The 16,191-nt window shown below is 66.1% G+C and carries 18 protein-coding genes and 1 pseudogene; 11 read left to right on the top strand and 8 right to left on the bottom strand.

Annotated features, from left to right (window positions below):
- Window positions 1-11 precede the first annotated feature (11 nt).
- The 7 genes from VK92_RS12795 to VK92_RS12765 all read right to left on the bottom strand — a co-directional run bounded on the left by VK92_RS12795 (window position 12) and on the right by VK92_RS12765 (window position 6,315).
- Entirely contained in the window at window positions 12-689 is a 678-nt protein-coding gene (locus VK92_RS12795; protein WP_048021217.1) for an ABC transporter permease, read from the bottom strand.
- A gap of 71 nt (window positions 690-760) precedes the next feature.
- On the bottom strand, window positions 761-1,540 hold the full coding sequence (locus VK92_RS12790) for a transporter substrate-binding domain-containing protein (protein ID WP_021157538.1): 780 nt from the start codon (window positions 1,538-1,540) through the stop codon (window positions 761-763).
- 31 nt (window positions 1,541-1,571) lie between these two features.
- Entirely contained in the window at window positions 1,572-2,369 is a 798-nt protein-coding gene (locus tag VK92_RS12785; protein ID WP_048021215.1) for an ABC transporter ATP-binding protein, read from the bottom strand.
- Between the two features lie 78 nt (window positions 2,370-2,447).
- Window positions 2,448-3,878 carry an aldehyde dehydrogenase family protein gene (locus tag VK92_RS12780; RefSeq protein ID WP_048021213.1) on the bottom strand — a complete coding sequence of 477 codons (1,431 nt, stop codon included), beginning with the start codon at window positions 3,876-3,878 and terminating at the stop codon, window positions 2,448-2,450.
- Window positions 3,875-4,954: a homoserine dehydrogenase gene (locus tag VK92_RS12775; protein WP_042973579.1), complete on the bottom strand. Its 1,080-nt coding sequence runs from the start codon at window positions 4,952-4,954 to the stop codon at window positions 3,875-3,877. Before VK92_RS12775 ends, VK92_RS12780 begins: the two co-directional genes overlap by 4 nt.
- Before the next feature lie 151 nt (window positions 4,955-5,105).
- Window positions 5,106-5,603, bottom strand: a complete 498-nt coding sequence (locus VK92_RS12770; protein WP_048021211.1) for an Lrp/AsnC family transcriptional regulator — start codon at window positions 5,601-5,603, stop codon at window positions 5,106-5,108.
- Between the two features lie 31 nt (window positions 5,604-5,634).
- The gene (locus VK92_RS12765; protein WP_042973529.1) at window positions 5,635-6,315 is read right to left on the bottom strand and encodes a hypothetical protein; all 681 of its coding nucleotides are present in this window, start codon (window positions 6,313-6,315) and stop codon (window positions 5,635-5,637) included.
- A gap of 36 nt (window positions 6,316-6,351) precedes the next feature.
- Here VK92_RS12765 and VK92_RS41710 point away from each other — a divergent pair, with 36 nt between their 5' ends.
- Window positions 6,352-6,567 carry a hypothetical protein gene (locus tag VK92_RS41710; RefSeq protein ID WP_131723278.1) on the top strand — a complete coding sequence of 72 codons (216 nt, stop codon included), beginning with the start codon at window positions 6,352-6,354 and terminating at the stop codon, window positions 6,565-6,567.
- Here the strand turns inward: VK92_RS41710 and VK92_RS12760 are convergent.
- Complete coding sequence (locus tag VK92_RS12760) at window positions 6,543-7,463, bottom strand: LysR family transcriptional regulator (protein ID WP_048021208.1); 921 nt, start codon at window positions 7,461-7,463, stop codon at window positions 6,543-6,545. The two genes, VK92_RS41710 and VK92_RS12760, sit on opposite strands and share 25 nt — an antisense overlap.
- A gap of 132 nt (window positions 7,464-7,595) precedes the next feature.
- On the opposite strand from VK92_RS12760, the gene VK92_RS12755 reads away from it, so the two are divergent.
- From VK92_RS12755 to VK92_RS12715, 10 genes and pseudogenes are all read left to right on the top strand, one after another.
- Window positions 7,596-8,546 carry a ketopantoate reductase family protein gene (locus VK92_RS12755; RefSeq protein WP_027790148.1) on the top strand — a complete coding sequence of 317 codons (951 nt, stop codon included), beginning with the start codon at window positions 7,596-7,598 and terminating at the stop codon, window positions 8,544-8,546.
- Window positions 8,543-8,935, top strand: a complete 393-nt coding sequence (locus tag VK92_RS12750) for a VOC family protein (protein ID WP_048021206.1) — start codon at window positions 8,543-8,545, stop codon at window positions 8,933-8,935. The genes VK92_RS12755 and VK92_RS12750 overlap by 4 nt, the downstream gene beginning before the upstream one ends.
- 2 nt (window positions 8,936-8,937) lie before the next feature.
- Window positions 8,938-9,396 (top strand): MaoC family dehydratase, encoded by a 459-nt coding sequence (locus tag VK92_RS12745; protein ID WP_048021204.1) that lies wholly within the window; start codon window positions 8,938-8,940, stop codon window positions 9,394-9,396.
- Window positions 9,396-10,616, top strand: a complete 1,221-nt coding sequence (locus VK92_RS12740) for a CaiB/BaiF CoA transferase family protein (RefSeq protein ID WP_048021202.1) — start codon at window positions 9,396-9,398, stop codon at window positions 10,614-10,616. Before VK92_RS12745 ends, VK92_RS12740 begins: the two co-directional genes overlap by 1 nt.
- Window positions 10,616-11,449 carry a shikimate dehydrogenase gene (gene aroE, locus VK92_RS12735; protein WP_048021200.1) on the top strand — a complete coding sequence of 278 codons (834 nt, stop codon included), beginning with the start codon at window positions 10,616-10,618 and terminating at the stop codon, window positions 11,447-11,449. Before VK92_RS12740 ends, aroE begins: the two co-directional genes overlap by 1 nt.
- Window positions 11,450-11,468: 19 nt before the next feature.
- On the top strand, window positions 11,469-11,912 hold the full coding sequence (gene aroQ / locus VK92_RS12730; RefSeq protein WP_021157525.1) for a type II 3-dehydroquinate dehydratase: 444 nt from the start codon (window positions 11,469-11,471) through the stop codon (window positions 11,910-11,912).
- Window positions 11,913-12,117: 205 nt separating this feature from the next.
- Window positions 12,118-13,545 (top strand): MFS transporter, encoded by a 1,428-nt coding sequence (locus VK92_RS12725; RefSeq protein WP_048021198.1) that lies wholly within the window; start codon window positions 12,118-12,120, stop codon window positions 13,543-13,545.
- Between the two features lie 144 nt (window positions 13,546-13,689).
- On the top strand, window positions 13,690-14,892 hold the full coding sequence (locus tag VK92_RS12720) for an MFS transporter (protein WP_048021546.1): 1,203 nt from the start codon (window positions 13,690-13,692) through the stop codon (window positions 14,890-14,892).
- Between the two features lie 52 nt (window positions 14,893-14,944).
- Window positions 14,945-15,232 (top strand): annotated as a pseudogene (locus VK92_RS39915) (helix-turn-helix domain-containing protein); the annotation flags it as partial.
- Between the two features lie 17 nt (window positions 15,233-15,249).
- Entirely contained in the window at window positions 15,250-16,173 is a 924-nt protein-coding gene (locus VK92_RS12715) for a LysR family transcriptional regulator (RefSeq protein WP_048021196.1), read from the top strand.
- Window positions 16,174-16,191 lie beyond the last annotated feature (18 nt).

The raw sequence follows: 16,191 nt of genomic DNA, 5'->3' as shown, positions 1-16,191 counted from the left end.
CATGGCCCTCCTCAGGTGCGCTTTGCGTAACCGCGGCCCGCGATGCGCTCGAGCCATGCGAACACGGGGTTGGATGCGGCGAGAAAGCCGAAATAGACGATGCCGACCGTCACGTAGAAGACGAATGGCTGCTTGGTGAACTGCGCGGCGATGTTGGCCTTGCGCAGCATGTCCTCGAGCCCGACGATCGACACCAGCGAGGTGTCCTTCAGCAGGTTCTGCCACATGTTGTTCAGGCTCGGCAGGCAGATGCGCCACGCCTGCGGCAGGCGCACATGCCACAGTGTCTGCGCGCGTGTCATTCCATACGCGCGCGCCGCCTCGATCTGTCCGGCCGGCACCGCGATGAACGCGCCGCGGAACATCTCCGACGCGTAGGCGCCGAACACCACGGCGAGCGCGATCACGCCGGCGGAAAACGGGCTGATGACGATGGCGCCAGCGAATTGCGCGTTGAGCAGATGCGACAGCCCGAAGTAGCAGATCAGCAGGATCAGGAACTCGGGAATGCCGCGCAGGAAATTGGTCAGCGCATAGGTCGCATGTCTGAGCCACCCCAGGCTCGACAGCTTTGCCGATGCGCCGGCGATGCCGAGCAGCATGCCGACGCACAGTGCGGCGACCGCGAGCTCCAGCGTGACGAGCGCGCCAGCCGCGATCTGCGCGCCGTAGTTCACCAAGATGTCCATCGTTATATCGCTCCTTGTGAGCCCGATTCGCGCAGGCCGCCGTCCGGCGACCGCGCGGTCCCGATGCGCGGTTATTGCGGCGCGATGCTGAACGGGAAATAGCGCTTGTTGGCTGCGGCGAACGTGCCGTCCGCCTGCACCTGCGCGATGCCCTTGTCGAACAGCGCCTTCAGCGGCGCGTCGCCCTTGCGTACCGCGATCGCCGTACCGTCGCCGAAGATCTCCGCATCGGCAATCGGCTTGCCGACGAAGTCGAAGCCTTCCTTCCTGCCGGCCTTCGTCAGCCAGTCGTACGCGACCGTGTTGTCGGCGAACACCGCATCGACGCGCCCGGCCTCGAGATCGAGCCAGGCCTCGTCGAGCGTCTGATAGACCTTCACGTTGACCCCCGACTTGCCCGCCGGCAGGCGGCGGCGCAGATAGGATTCGTGCGTCGAGGCCGTCTGAACGCCGATCGTCTTGCCGCGCAACGTGGCGGCGTTGTCCGTGATGCCCGAGCCCTGCTTCGCGACGAGCTGCACGGGTGCCGTCGTGAAAATGCGCGTGAAGTCCACCGACTGCTCGCGCTCCGGCGTCTTCGACATCTGCGCGAGCACCGCATCGATCTGTTTCGCCTTGAGCGCCGGAATCAGCGCGTCGAAATCCATCGTCACCCACTGGCACTTGACCTTCATCGTGTCGCACATCTTCTTGCCGATGTCGATCTCCATGCCCTGCAGCTTGCCGGATGCATCCTTGTATTCGAACGGCGCGTAATCGGCGAGCGTACCGATCCGCACGACCTGCTCGGCATGCGCGACCGATCCGAGCAATGCCGCGCCCACGCACAGCGACTGAAGCAGCTTCTTCATGGTTTCCTCTCCCGTTGACAACGAATCCGCATCAGATGATGCTGGACAGAAACTTCTGGAAACGCGCCGATTTCTGGCTCGCGAACACCTCATCGGGACTGCCGTCTTCCTCGATTCTTCCCTGGTGGACGAACACGACGCGGTTCGCGACTTCGCGCGCAAATCCCATCTCGTGCGTGACGACGAGCATCGTGCGTCCCTCGTCGGCCAGCGAGCGCATCACCTTCAATACTTCGCCGACGAGCTCGGGATCGAGCGCGGACGTCGGCTCGTCGAACAGCATCACGTCGGGGTCGGTCGCGAGTGCACGTGCAATCGCGACGCGCTGCTGCTGGCCGCCCGACAGCTGGTTCGGATAGTGTTCGCACTTGCCGGCGAGCCCGACCCGTTCGAGCATCGCGATCGCCTTGTCGCGTGCGTCGCGCTTCGGCACGCCGAGCACGCGCGCCGGCACGAACATCACGTTCTGCAGCACGGTCATGTGCGCCCAGAGATTGAACTGCTGGAACACCATCGCGAGCTTGCGGCGCACGCGCATCACCTGCTGCGCATCGGCCGCGACGAGCGCGCCGTCGCGGCCCGCCGGCTTCAGCGCGAGCGTTTCGCCGTTCACGCAGATCCGGCCGCGGTCGGGCATTTCCAGCAGGTTGATGCATCTGAGGAACGTACTCTTGCCCGACCCGCTGCTGCCGAGGATCGATACGACCTCGTGATTCCTCGCGGTCAGCGAGATGCCCTTCAGCACCTCGACACCGCCGAACGACTTGTGAATATCCTCGACCACCAGCGCGTCCGCCGCCGGTTTGCATGCAGGAATTGCTGCTGGCATCCTCGACTCCTTCTTCGATACGTTGCTCACCACACCGCTTCGGTTCGCGCCGGCCCGCCAGGCGCCGGCGCTTGTGCATCAGCTCGACAGCCGCCGGTTGCGCCTGAAGCACACCACCTTCGGCTGTGTCATTTCCGTCATCGCGAACCGAACGCCTTCGCGGCCCAGCGACCCATGCTTGAATCCGCCGAACGGCATGCCGTCGAAGCGGTAATCGGACGAATCGTTGATCATCACGCCGCCCGCCTGGAGTCGCTCGGCCGCGCCGAGCGCCACCTCCAGCCGGCTGGTGAACACGCCAGCATGCAGGGAGCTCTCCGACGCGTTGGCCGCGTCGAGCGCCTGCTGCAGGTCGGTGAATTTCTCGATCGTCACGACCGGCGCGAACACCTCGTCGGTCCATACGCGCGCGTCGTGCGGCACATCCGCCAACACCGTCGGTTCGTACAGCGCCCCGCGCCGCCGATGGCCGGTCAGCACCGTCGCACCGCGCGACACCGCTTCGTCGACCCAGCGTTCGACGCGGATCGCCTGTTCCTCGCCGATCATCGGCCCCATGTCGGTCGCATCGTCCAGTGGATCGCCGACGACCATCCTGCCGGTCAGCTCGACGAAATACCGGACGAACGGCTCGTATGCCGCCTCGGCGACGAAGATCCGCTGCGTGCCGATGCAGTTCTGTCCCGCTGCCCAGAACGCACCCGACACGCAGGATTCGGCGGCATCCTTCAGGTCGCAGTCGGCCATGACGATCACCGGCGCATTTCCACCGAGATCCATCGCGACCTTCTTGAGCCCAGCATCGCGCGTGATGGCTTCGCCGGTCTGCGGGCCGCCGGTAAAGGTCACCATCCGGATCCGCCGGTCGCGCACCAGAGCCGACGCGATATCCGCGCCGCCGTGCACGATCTGCAGCGCGTCGCGCGACGCCCCGGCTTCCCACAGAACCTCGACGAGCGCCTGCGCGGACAGCGGCGCGAGCAACGAGGGCTTCAGGATGACCGCATTGCCGGTCGCGAGCGCCGGCCCGAGCTTGTGTGCAACGAGGTTCAGCGGGTCGTTGAAGGGCGTGATCGCGAGAATCACGCCCAGCGGCTCCAGCGTGTAGTAGCCGCTGCGATCCTCGGAGCCGGGATACCCGTCGAACGGGATCGTCTCGCCGGCCAGTCGCTTCGCTTCCTCGCCCGACAGGCGCAGCGTGTTCACGCAGCGCGCGACTTCCTTGCGGGCCTGCCGCAGCGGCTTGCCCGCTTCGAGCGCGATCGTGCGTGCAAATGTCTCCGCCTGTGCTTCCACGCTCGCGGCCGCGCGAAACAGGATGTCGGCCCGCCGGCTGCGTGGCAGGGTTGCGGCCGAGCGCGCGCCGTCGAGCGCGCGCTCGACAAGGGCCGGTGCCGCATCGGCTCGCGACAGTCGAACCTGGCCGACGATCGAGCCGTCATAGGGCGACCGGACATCGGCCACGCCGGCTCCCGTGCAGTCGGCCATCACCGCATCGCGCGCGCTCATGCCGCCACCTCGTGCGAGGCTGCGCCGATTCTGTCCGCGAGTTCGATCAGGTCGGAGAGAATCGCGAACGCCGTTTCCTCACGGCCGGCCCCCGGCCCGCTGATCGTCACGCCGCCGAGCACGTCGGTGTCGAACGTGATCGCGTTCGTCACGCCGCTCGCGGCAAGCAGCGGATGGCCGGCCGGGAGCTTGCGCGGTTCGACGCTCGCGGTCACGGTGCCGTCCGGATGACGGACGGCAGAACCGATCAACCGCCACGACATGCGCTCCGCCGCCGCCGCGCGCACGTCGTGCTCGGTCAATTCCACGATGCCGCGGCACGTCACGTCGCCCCGCTTGAGGCCGGCATTCCACAGCGCGTTCGCCAGAATCACGACTTTCAGCTGTACGTCCGAACCGTTGACGTCGGCCGCCGGATTCGCCTCCGCATAGCCGCGCTGCTGCGCATCCCGGATCGCCGCATCGAAGCTCGCGCCGGCCTCGACCTCACCGAGCACGTAATTCGACGTGCCGTTCAGGATGCCGGCGAAACCGTTGATGTCGCAGCCGCGCAGCGAGGTCGCGAGCTGCCGCAGCACCGGCGTGCCGCTCATCACCGTGCCCTCGTACATCACGCACGCACCCGATTGCGCGGCGATCCGCGCCAGTGCCGGCTGCGCGAGCGCGATCGGCCCCTTGTTGGTCGTGATCACGTGCTTGCCGCATTCGAGCGCGGTCCGGCAATGCGACAGCGCAGGCTCGCCGGTGTTCGGATCCGTGAAGGTCGCCTCGATGACGACATCCACGTGATCCGACGCGATGGCCTTCAGCACCGCACCGAGGCCGACGTCCGGCGACACCAGCGTGCCGGGATCGCGGCGCAGCGCTTCCGCATCGACGCCCCGCCGCGCGGTTTCGTCGAGGACATCCAGCGCGATACCGCGAGGATTCGTCGCGATCCCGAGCCGCAGGTCGGCGACCATCGTCACCGATACGTCGAGTCCCGCCGCCCCCAGCATCCCGCGCTTCTTTTTGAGCAGTTCGACCAGTCCCTGATTGACTCCGCCGAAACCGACCAGTGCCAGTTTGAGTTCCATCTCGATCATCTCCTGTTCATTGACCACACGACACAGGTTAGTTATGCGAATCGATTTTCAAATTAGTCGTTTCGCCCGATTCAGGTCGTCATCCATTTCGGTTTGTCATGCGGGACGGACGGATCGCCCGTTCCCGCGCGAAACAGGTACGTCAGGTGGCCGGCGGTTCGTCGTCGCCGTCCTTGTCGACCGGCACGAACAGCCCGACCTTGACCGCACTCAGCACGACATTCGTGTTGATCCGGCGGATCATCGGGTTGCTCTGCATGATCCGCGCGGACAGCCGGTCGTACGCCTCGACGTCGTGCGCGGTGATGATCGCGATCAGGTCGACGGAGCCGGTCACGTAGTAGATCTGCTGGATTTCGTCATGCGCCTTCGACCACTCGCGGAACCTGGCGACCGTCTCGTAGTTTTCGCGTTCGATCTCGATTGCCGCAATGAACGTCATCGGCCTGCCGACCGCCGCGCGATCGACCACCGCGATTTCCGCCGAAATGATCTTTTCGGTGCGCATGCGCTTCAGGCGCTTCTGCACGGCCGAGGTGGACAGGCCGATCCGTTCGGCAATGGCGTCCGCCGTCGCGGTGCAATCGCGCTGGACGATATTCAGGATCTTGCGGTCGAAGGAGTCGAGTGCGTCGGTCATGGCGTGGCCTGCCGGAGAACGGGTGCTTGCGTCAAAGATAAAAAGGGCGGGCCGACCTGAGCCCGACCAGATGCCGGACACGGTCGAACGCGGTAACCAGCGTTTCGCGCCACTGCGCGACTGGCCCGCGGATGCATACGGGTTCGAAATGGATCGTGTCCACTCCTGCAGGAATACGGAACGGGCGCTCGATGCCATCGTCCGATTCGGTCACGAGTGCGGTGCCGTCGACTTCGGTCAGGCTCATCAACAGATGGGCGGGCGCAGTCGCGCCAAGCAGGTTGCGCAGGGGCGACTCGTTCGCGGACAACTGTTCGAGCAACGGCAGCTCGTACGCGCCGGGCCACCAGGTGTCGTGCTCGTCGAGCCACGGGCCGACGCCCGGCATGCCGACCATCTCGAGGACCTGGTCCGCACCGAGATGCGCATAGGCGCGACACCGGCCCGCCTCGTCGGTCGAAGCGCGCGCCAGCCAGCCGCCGGCGCTCGGCACGGAGTCCGTCAACACGACGTTCGCAGGCTTCAGTCGGCCGAGCATTTCAGCCGCGCTTGCAGCGGATCGGCGCCCTTCGCAGGATCGCTGTGCGTGATCCGGAACGATACGGCACACCCACTTGGGACCCTCCTGCAAGGCGGCGGGGACGTCGCCGGACCGGACTTGGGCGGTTCGCCTGCGGGCGTGTTCAACGATGACGATTGGCGTGTCCGGCATACAACTCTCTCGTGCTTGCGGGGCCGCGTCGCAGCGATGCTGGCGCGCTTCATGGATCGGCCGACGGTGTTGGGGCTGGAGAAATCATATCGCCTCGATGCGACTGAAAAAATCTCAACCGAATCGAACATCGACGTAAAACGTCGAAAAATACGGCTTCCAGGACGTTTTGCATCCAACCAGACGCCGGCCAGTCCGGCATCCGTCGCGAACGCCAAACCCGCAGGTCAATCCGATGCACCGAACAGTTGAATCACGACACCACGCAGCCATCGATTGCCCGCCTCATGGTGATATCGCGCATGCCAATGCTGCCGTACCGCAAAGCCGTCGACCGGGATCGGGCACGCATGAACCGCCAGATCGCTCGCCTGAGCCAGTGTCTGGCCGATATGACGGGGTAGCGTCGTAATCAGGTCGGTCGTCTGGACGATCGCCCCCAGCCCCAGAAAACCCGGCAGCTCCAGCACGACGTCGCGCTCGATGCGCGCCTGCCGCAGCGCCTGCTCGAGGAGTTGCGCGCCCGTTCCCGCCGTAATGGCGACATGTCCTTCGGAACGATACTGCTTCGCCCCGAGGCGACCGCGAATCCTCGGGTGATGCCGGTTGGCCAGGCATACCCAGTCCTGGTCGTACAGCTTCTGCTGATAAATGCCGCCGCCGAGCCACGGCACATAGCCGATCGCGAGATCGGCTTCGCCGGATTCGAGCGCGCGCTCCGTATTGCCGTCGATCCGTGCGGCTTCCAGCCGGACGCCGGGCGCCTGCGCCCGGACATGGGCCAGCAGCCGCGGAAGCAGCGTGATGTGGCTCGCGTCGGTCATGCAGATGCGAAACCGTCGCTGGGCCGTCGCCGGATCGAACGCGATCTCCCACGCGGTGAAGCGCCGCAGGGATTCGAGAATTTCCCGGCATGGCCCGATCAGCGCGTCGGCTTGCGGTGTCGGCGCCATGCCGCCGGGCGTCCGGATGAAAAGCGGATCGTGCAGGTGTTCCCGCAAGTGCCCGAGCCAGATGCTGACCGTCGGCTGGCTCTGGCCCAGTTGCTCGGCTACGCGCGTGACGCTGCGCACGTCGTACAGGAGATCGAAAAGCTGAAGCAGCTTCAGGTCGGGCAGGTCGGCGGGCATCGTAGCGTTATTGTCCATCGCAATGACGCCATTGTATCCATTGCATTGGCGGCATGAGCGGCAACGCCTATCGTGATGCCATACGTCAGCTTTGCATGGGACCGGAGTAAGGCGCCAAAGCGCCAACTCCGGTCGACACAGGAGAATCCATTGAAAATAGCAATTCTGGGCGCCGGCGCACTGGGCTGCGCGATCGGCGCCACCCTCACCCAAGGCGGCCATGAGACCTGGCTGATCGACCGCTCGCCCGCGCATGTCGATGCGATGAGCCGCGACGGCCTGCGCGTCGACGATGCCGGCGGCACCCGCCACGTGCGCGTCCACGCGACGACCCGGGCTGCCGATGTCGGCGTGGCCGACCTGGTGGTGGTGCTGGTCAAGTCGTTCCACACCGATGCGGCCATCCGCGGCGCCCAATCGCTGGTGGGGCCGGATACCGCCGTGCTGTCGCTGCAGAACGGCCTCGGACACGAGGACATCCTGATCGACGTCGTCGGCCGCGAGCGCGTCCTCGCGGGCAAGACCTACGTCGGCGGCGTGCTGCGCGGCGCGGGTCATATCGAATCCGGCGTGATCGGCAAATACACCTACATCGGCGAACTCGACGGCCGCATCACACCGCGTGTCGAGGCGATCGCCGCGGCGTTCAATGCCGCCGGCCTCGCCACGACGATCAGCGACAACATCGTCGGCACGATGTGGGACAAGCTGCTGGTGAACGTCGCGACGGGTGCGCTGACGGGCCTGACCGGCCTCACCTACGGGCAGCTTTACGACGAGCCGCTGCTGAAGGCGACGTCGCTCGCGGCCGTGGCCGAGGCGATCGCGGCGGCGCAGGCTGCGGGCGTGAAGCTGTCGATGACCGATCCCGAACAGGCATGGACGTTGGCCGCCGAGGGGCTGCCCGCGACCTTCAAGACGTCGATGCTGCAAAGCCTGGAGAAGGGCTCGATCACCGAGATCGACTTCATCAACGGTTCGGTCGTGCGCTGGGGCCAGCGCTACGGCGTGCCGACACCGGTCAATGCGACGCTCGTCGCGTGCATCAAGGGGCTGGAACGCGCGATGGCCGACCGCCAACGGCAGGAGGCGGCCGCATGAATGCCAAGAAAGCCTATCTCGAACACGTCGCGATCTGGGTGAAGGACATCCGCTGGCACATCCGTTTCTTCGAGGACGTGCTCGGCATGACGCTGCGCGAAGTGGACGGCACGCTCGACGCACCGCGGCAGTACTGGACGCTCGGCGGCCTGCAGTTCATCCACGCGCCGGAATACGAAGGCCCGGAAGGCCGGCTCGCCCATCTCGGCGTGATGTGCGAAGACCTCGAGGCCGCGCTGGCCGCGGCCCAACAATTCGGCGTGACGGAAATGCCGCAGGGGCGCAACTGGCTTCGCCTGCCCGACGGGCTCGCCGTCGAACTGATCCAGGCCCGGCCGGCTTCCTGCGTCGCACAGGCGCTGGCAATCAACCCGCGTGCGGAGGCATGAGCATGACGATCGTCGAAAAATACTGGGACGACGCCCGCGAGGGTGACACGTGCACGAGCCCGAACTACGTCGTGACCAAGGAGCGCATTCTCGCGTACGCCGACCTCACCGGCGACCATACGCCCGTCCACGTCGACGAGGAATACGCGAACGCGAGCCATTTCGGGTGCCTCGTCGCGCACGGGCTGTTCGGCCTGTCCATCGCCGACGGCCTGAAGACGCAGAGCGACTATCGCTTTCTGCCGGGCATGTCGCTCGGCTGGACCTGGGATTTCCTGCTGCCGATCAAGGTCGGCGACGTGCTGCACGTGAAGTTCCGCGTCGGCTCGATGCGGGCGAGCAAGAGCCGCCCGGACTGGGGCATCGTCGTGCTGCCGTCGGAGCTGATCAATCAGGACGGTCAGGTCGTTCAACGCGGCGAGCATCGCCTGATGGTGCCGCGCCGCCCGGAGGCACTGTAATGCAGGCTCGCCCACTCGAAGGCATTCGCGTCGTCGACTACAGCCACTTCCTTGCCGGGCCGTATGTCGGGCGCTGTCTCGCGGCGCTCGGCGCCGAAGTCATCAAGGTCGAGCGGCCCGGGTCAGGCGACGCCGGACGGCAGCATGCGACCGTGCTCGACGACCAGCAAAGCGGCTACTTCCTGCAGCTCAACATGGGCAAGCGCGGCGTGAGCGTCAACATGAAGGACGCGCGCGGCAAGGCATTCATGCAGCGGCTGTGCGACTCGGCCGACGTGTTCATCGAGAACTATCGGCCGGGCGCGCTGGACAAGCTCGGGCTCGGTTATGCCGAACTGTCCGCGCGCAATCCGGGCCTCGTCTACTGCTCGATTTCGGCGTACGGGCATACCGGCCCCGACGCGCATCGCGCGGGCTTCGGGCTGATCGCGGAAGCCAAGAGCGGGATCATGCAGATGGTCGGCACGCCGGGCGAGCGGCCGCCGCTGCTGCGCATCTCGCTCGGCGACATGTACACCGGCATCCATGCGGTCGCGGCCATCAATGCCGCGCTGCTGGGGCGCGTGAAGAGCGGCCGCGGGCAACACGTCGACATGGCGCTGTACGACACGCTGGTATCGATGCACGAATATGCGGTGCAGTGCTACACGCTGCAGGGCGTGCTGCCCGAGCAGACCGGGCACGACATGCCGACCTCGACGCTCTACGGCGTGTTCCGCGCCGCGGACGGCGATCTCGTGATCGCCGCGCAAGTCGACGACGCGTGGAAGCGCTTCGCCGAGCTGATCGCGACGCACGGCGGCCCGGCGGGCTTCGGCGCCGATACGCGGTTTCACGACAGCACCGGCCGCAATGCGCACCGCGCGGAGATTCTGTCGGTGGTCGAGCCGTGGGTGGCCGCGCGTTCCGTCGCGTCGGTGCTGGATCTGCTGGACGGCATCGACGTTCCGTGCGCGAAGGTGCAGCGCATCGACGAGGTGTTGAACGATCCGCAGATCCAGGCCAGAGGCATGGTCGTCGAGCAACAGCATCCGCGCTACGGGACGCTGCGCCTGCCCAACCTGCCGTTCCGGTTTTCCGATTGCGATACGACGATTCGCGACGTCGCGCCCGATCTCGGGCAGCACAACGCGGAGATCGCGCGCTCCCTCGGGTTCGATCCGGCCGAAATCGACGCGATGCAGGCCGACGGCGTCCTCTACTCAAAAGCGAGCCAATGATGACCGATCAATACGCGGTGATCGGCAATCCGATCGGACACACGAAATCCCCGTTGATTCACGGCCTCTTCGCGCAGGAGACGCGGCAGGACCTCGGCTATACGGCGATCGAGGGGCCGATCGAACCGGCAGGTGCCTTCGCTGACGCGGTTCGCGCGTTTTTCGACGGCGGCGGCAAGGGCATCAACGTCACCGCGCCGTTCAAGCTCGACGCGTTCGCGATGTCGGACGAACGCAGCGAGCGCGCGCAGCTCGCGGGCGCGGCCAACGCGCTCAAGTTCGAAGGCGGCCGCATCCTGGCGGACAACTTCGACGGCATCGGGCTGGTGCGCGATATCGAAACGAACCTCAATCTGCCGATGGCCGGCAAGCGTGTCCTGGTCCTCGGTGCCGGCGGCGCGGCACGCGGCGCGCTGCTGCCGTTCCTCGAAGCCGGCCCGGCGGAACTCGTCATCGCGAACCGCGACGTCGACAAGGCGCGCGCACTGGCCGCGCAGGTTGCCGGACGCGGCCCGCTCGTTGCCAGCGGTTACGCGGATCTCACACGCATGGGGCGTTTCGACCTGGTGGTCAATGCCACGTCGGCCAGCCTGACCGGCGACCTGCCGCCGGTTCCGCCGAGCGTGTTCAGTCCGGCCGGCACGGCCTACGAACTGGCATACGGCAAGCGTCTGACGCCGTTTCTCCGGCTCGCGAAAAACGCAGGCGTACACGGGATCGCGGATGGCGTCGGCATGCTGGTCGAGCAGGCGGCCGAAGCGTTCGCGTGGTGGCGCGGCGTACGCCCCCAGACCAGCGCGGTGATCGATCGCCTGGCCGTGCCCTTTGATTGAACACGCAACGGAGATTCGCATGAAGAAGATCCTGATGCTGCACGGCATCAATCACAACATGTTCGGCAAGCGCGATCCGGCGCAGTACGGGACGATCACGCTCGCGCAGATCGATGCGCGGCTGCAAGGGCTGGCGACGGAACTGGGTGTGCAGGTGGAATCGTTCCAGACGAACCACGAAGGCGCGATGTGCGAGCGCATTCATCGCGCTTTCGAGGAACACCAGGACGCGGTGCTGATCAACGCGGGCGCATGGACGCATTACAGCTACGGCATTCGCGATGCCCTTGCGATCCTCACGTGCCCGATCGTCGAACTGCACATGTCCAACATTCACGCACGCGAGCCGTTCCGGCATCACTCCGTCCTGGCCGAGATCGTCAGCGGGCAGATTTGCGGTTTCGGTGTCCAAAGTTATCTGCTCGCGCTGAGGGCCGCGGTTTCGGCGCTCGGCGACGAATAAGCCGATTCCCGCATCGGCTGCCGATGCGGGACCGACGCGCATGCGCAGCCGTCGCCAGGGCGCGGCGTTGCGCACCGCGCGTGCTCGCCGCGCGCCGTATCGACAGGCCGCGGTCAGGTCGCACGACGGGGTCGACACATCGGGCAGTGACGACTCCCCGCATCACCGCCTTGCCCGGCACACATATCAATATCCGGAGACGACGATGACCACGACCTTGCGAGACGAGCCCAGGGGCAGGCACCAATCGAGAAAAGCCGCGATCAGCGGCTGGATCGGATCGGTGCTCGAATACTACGATTTCTTCATCTACGCCACGGCATCGGCGCTGATCTTCCCGCAGATATTTTTTCCGCACGGCAGCCCCACGACGGCCATCATCGCGTCGCTGGCCACTTACGGCGTCGGCTACGTGTCCCGCCCGATCGGCGCGTTCGTGCTGGGCCACCTCGGCGACACGCGCGGACGGAAAACCGTCCTGCTGTTCTGCATGTTCCTGATGGGCATCTCGACCGTCGGCGTCGGCCTCCTGCCGACCTATCAGCAAGCCGGGCTGATCGCGCCCGCCCTGCTGGTCACGCTGCGCCTGCTGCAGGGTTTCGCCGTGGCCGGCGAGATCACCGGCGCGAGCTCGATGATCCTGGAACACGCGCCGTTCGGCCGGCGCGGCTACTTCGTCAGCTTCACGCTGCAGGGCGTGCAGGCCGGGCAAGTGCTGGCCGCCGCCGTGTTCCTGCCGCTCGCCTACTACATGCCGTCCGCGCAATTCGATAGCTGGGGCTGGCGCATTCCGTTCCTGCTGAGTGCGCTGGTCATCGTCGCGGGACTGATCATTCGCCGCGAGGTCGACGAGTCGCCGGCCTTCGACGAAGCGGTACGCAACCGGTCGCAAGCCGGCTCGCCGGTGGCCGACGCTTTCAGGCACCACTTTCCCGACATGCTGCGCGTGGCCTGCATGTCGATGATGAACGTGATTCCGGTCGTCGCGACGATCTTCGGCGCGGCCTATGCGGTTCAGCCTGCATATGGAATCGGATTCCAGAAGGATGTCTATCTCTGGATCACGGTGGTCGGCAACATCGTTGCGATGATCGTGATTCCGTTCGTCGGCAACCTGTCCGACCGCGTCGGCCGCCGGCCGCCGATCATCGTCGGCTCGCTGGCCGCCGGGCTGCTCGCGTTCGCGTACCTGTATGCGATCAGCATCCGGAACGTGCCGCTCGCATTCGTGATGTCGATGCTGATGTGGGGCGTGGTGTACCAGGGCTACAACGCGGTATTTCCCGCCTTTTACCCGGAACTCTTCCCGACCCGCACGCGCGTCTCGGCGATGGCCATCGCGCAGAACCTCGGTACCGCGGCCACGGCGATGCTGCCCGCGCTGTTCACCGCGGTCGCGCCGCCCGGCGCCCATCACGTCTGGCTGATCGTCGGTGCGATCGCGTTCGGCATCACCGTGATCGCGTCGCTCGCGGCCTGGAGCGCACGCGAGACCAGTCGTGTCCATTTGAACGACCTGGGCCGAGCGAACGCGCAACCGGTCGGCAAGGCAGAATACGACCTGCTGCGCGCCGAGGCGCTGTCGCACGATCGCATCGCGCGCGAACCCGTGCCCGGATCCGTCGGCAGCTAGCCGGCGTTCGGCGGGGCGTCGGGTTCGGCGCCCCTTCCGCCCAGCCATTTCAGCTCGCCGCGGCCGCCCTCGCCGGGCGAGCAACCTGGCGTAACCGCAGCCCTTACTCGAAGCACGATGCCCGATACCGTGTCGAAAACCGCCATGCCGGACTCCACGCGACCCGCTCGCCTGAACTTCGCGCTCATGTTGCCGCTTCTGCTGGCGGCCCAGCCGGTGGCGACCGACAGTTACCTGCCGGCGCTGCCCGAAATCGCCGCCACGCTGGGCTCCGCCAGTGTCAGCCTCACGGTTTTCGCGCTGATATTCGGTGTCGGGCAATTGCCGATGGGCAGCCTTTCCGACCGGTTCGGCCGCCGCCCCGTCCTGCTGGCCGGCCTTGCACTCTATGCACTGTCCGCACTGGCCGCTGCGCTGGCCTCGACTGCGGCGATGCTGGTGGCCGCTCGCGCGATGCAGGGGCTGGCCATGGCCGCGATACTGGTATGCGCCCGTGCGACAGTGCGCGACCGGTATTCGGCGGGCGACGGCCCGTACGTGATGGCGCGCGGTTTCATGGGGATGGGAATGATGGCGTTCCTCGCCCCGATCCTCGGTGCGTATGTCGCACAGCAAGCCGGATGGCGATGGGTGCTCGCGGGGATGAGCGTGTATGCGTTCGGGCTGCTCGTCATGTGCTGGTACGGCTTCGAGGAAAGCTTCGCGCGAAGCGCGCCGAGCCGGGACTCGACCCGGGAGGTGCGCGAGATATTCGGCAATGCCCCGTTCAGGGTATGGACACTGCTGGCCGCGTCGACGTACACCGGCATGTTCTGCTTTCTGCTGCTGTCTCCGGCCATCTACATCGGGCAGTTCGGCATCTCGCCCCAGCGTTATGGCTGGATACCGGCGAGCGGTACGCTCGTCTATGTCCTGAGCACGTTCGGCTGCCGCGTGCTGCTGCGCCGTCAGAGCATGTTGCGAACGGTGCGGCAAGGCGCAACGCTGAGCCTCTGCGGCGCGGTGATCCAGGCATTGGGGTGCGCGCTGCTTCCCGGCAGCATCTGGCCGCTGCTCGTCGGGCATGGCGTGTATTGCCTCGGCCACGGAATCCATCAGCCGTGCGGGCAGGCAGGGGCGGTCAGCGGCCTACCTCAACTTGCAGGCCGCGCCGTATCCTGGTCCGGCTTCATCATGATGTTTTTCGCGTTCAGCGTAGGACAAACGGCAGCGGGATTCGCCGATCCGCGTTATCAAGCTGGCGCATGGCCGATGGTTGTGCCGATGCTCGTCGTCGGCGTGACGCTGGTAACGATTGCGTATGCGTGGCTGCCAAAAGTCATCCACGCGACCTTGGTCGCACGGTAATCCCCTCGATTTCCACGATCCGACGACCTGCCGCCGCGCAAGGATCACACGCCTCAAAGAGACCGGGCTCTCGCCGGCCCGTTACGTGCCGGCTGCGCGGGTCGGGTGTGCGAAGGCACGGCTGGAGCGGGCCGACCGGCCACTCGAACGGATAGCCGAACGATCGGGATCCGGAAGCGTGGACGCGTTGCAGCGTGCGTTTGCAACATGCGTCGGCGCATCACCGCGGGACTATCGTGCGCGGTTCGGGCAACCACGGCGGGCAAACCCGAAGACATCGGTTTCAGGCAACGCAACGCGCCTGGCACCGGCGGAATCATGCACAATGCACCGCATCTGAGTGGCGGAGATTTGCCTGTGGGGATCAACTTCGATTTAACCGACTTGCAGGCATTTCGCGCCGTCGTGGAAACGGGCAGCTTCCGAAAGGCCGCCGACGCAGTCAACATTTCCCAGCCGGCCTTGAGCCGTCGTATCGACAAGCTCGAGGAAGCGCTCGGCGTGCGACTGTTCGAGCGCACCACGCGCAGCGTCTCGCTCACCACGGTCGGGCGCGTGTTCGCGCAGAGTGCCGAACAACTGCTCGACGATCTCGATGCCGCCCTGCTCGGCATTCGCGACGTTTCATCGAGCCGCCTGGGCCATGTGACGATCGCATGCGTGCCGTCGGTCGCCTACTACTTTCTTCCCGCCATCGTCGCGCGCTATCATCAGCGCTTTCCGCGCATCCGGGTGAAGCTGCTCGATGCGAGCGCCAACGAGGTGCTCGGGGCCGTCATCAGCGGCGAGGCGGATTTCGGCGTGAGCTTCATCGGCAGCCAGGAGGCGGAGATCGAGTTCAAGGTGCTGCTCCAGGAACGCTTCGTTGCCGCCTGTCGCCGCGACCACCCGCTCGCGCGCAAGAAGCGCGTGACCTGGAACGAGCTTTACGAGCACGATTACGTGTCGGTCGACAAGACTTCCGGCAACCGTCTGCTGCTCGACCAGGCGCTGACCGCCGTCGCGCCGCGCGCGCCGAGCGTCTGCGAGACACGCCACGTGACGACCCTGCTCGGATTGATCGAAGCGGGGCTCGGCGTCGCCGCGGTCCCGTCGATGGCGATGCCTGGGCATGACCACCCGATCCTCACGAGCGTGCCGCTCGTCGAACCGGTCGTCAAACGGCGCGTGGGAATCGTGAAGCGGCGCGGACGACCGCTCACACCGGCCGCCGAGGCATTTCATCGGATGGTCATCGACGCGAAGCGTGGCGGGACCGCAAGCAGTGGCGCATCGGCATAACGACGACAGAGAGACACG

This window comes from Burkholderia sp. LK4, assembly GCF_001043615.1.
Taxonomy (GTDB): Bacteria; Pseudomonadota; Gammaproteobacteria; order Burkholderiales; family Burkholderiaceae; genus Burkholderia; species Burkholderia cepacia.
This window is presented reverse-complemented; position numbering and strand designations above follow the sequence as displayed.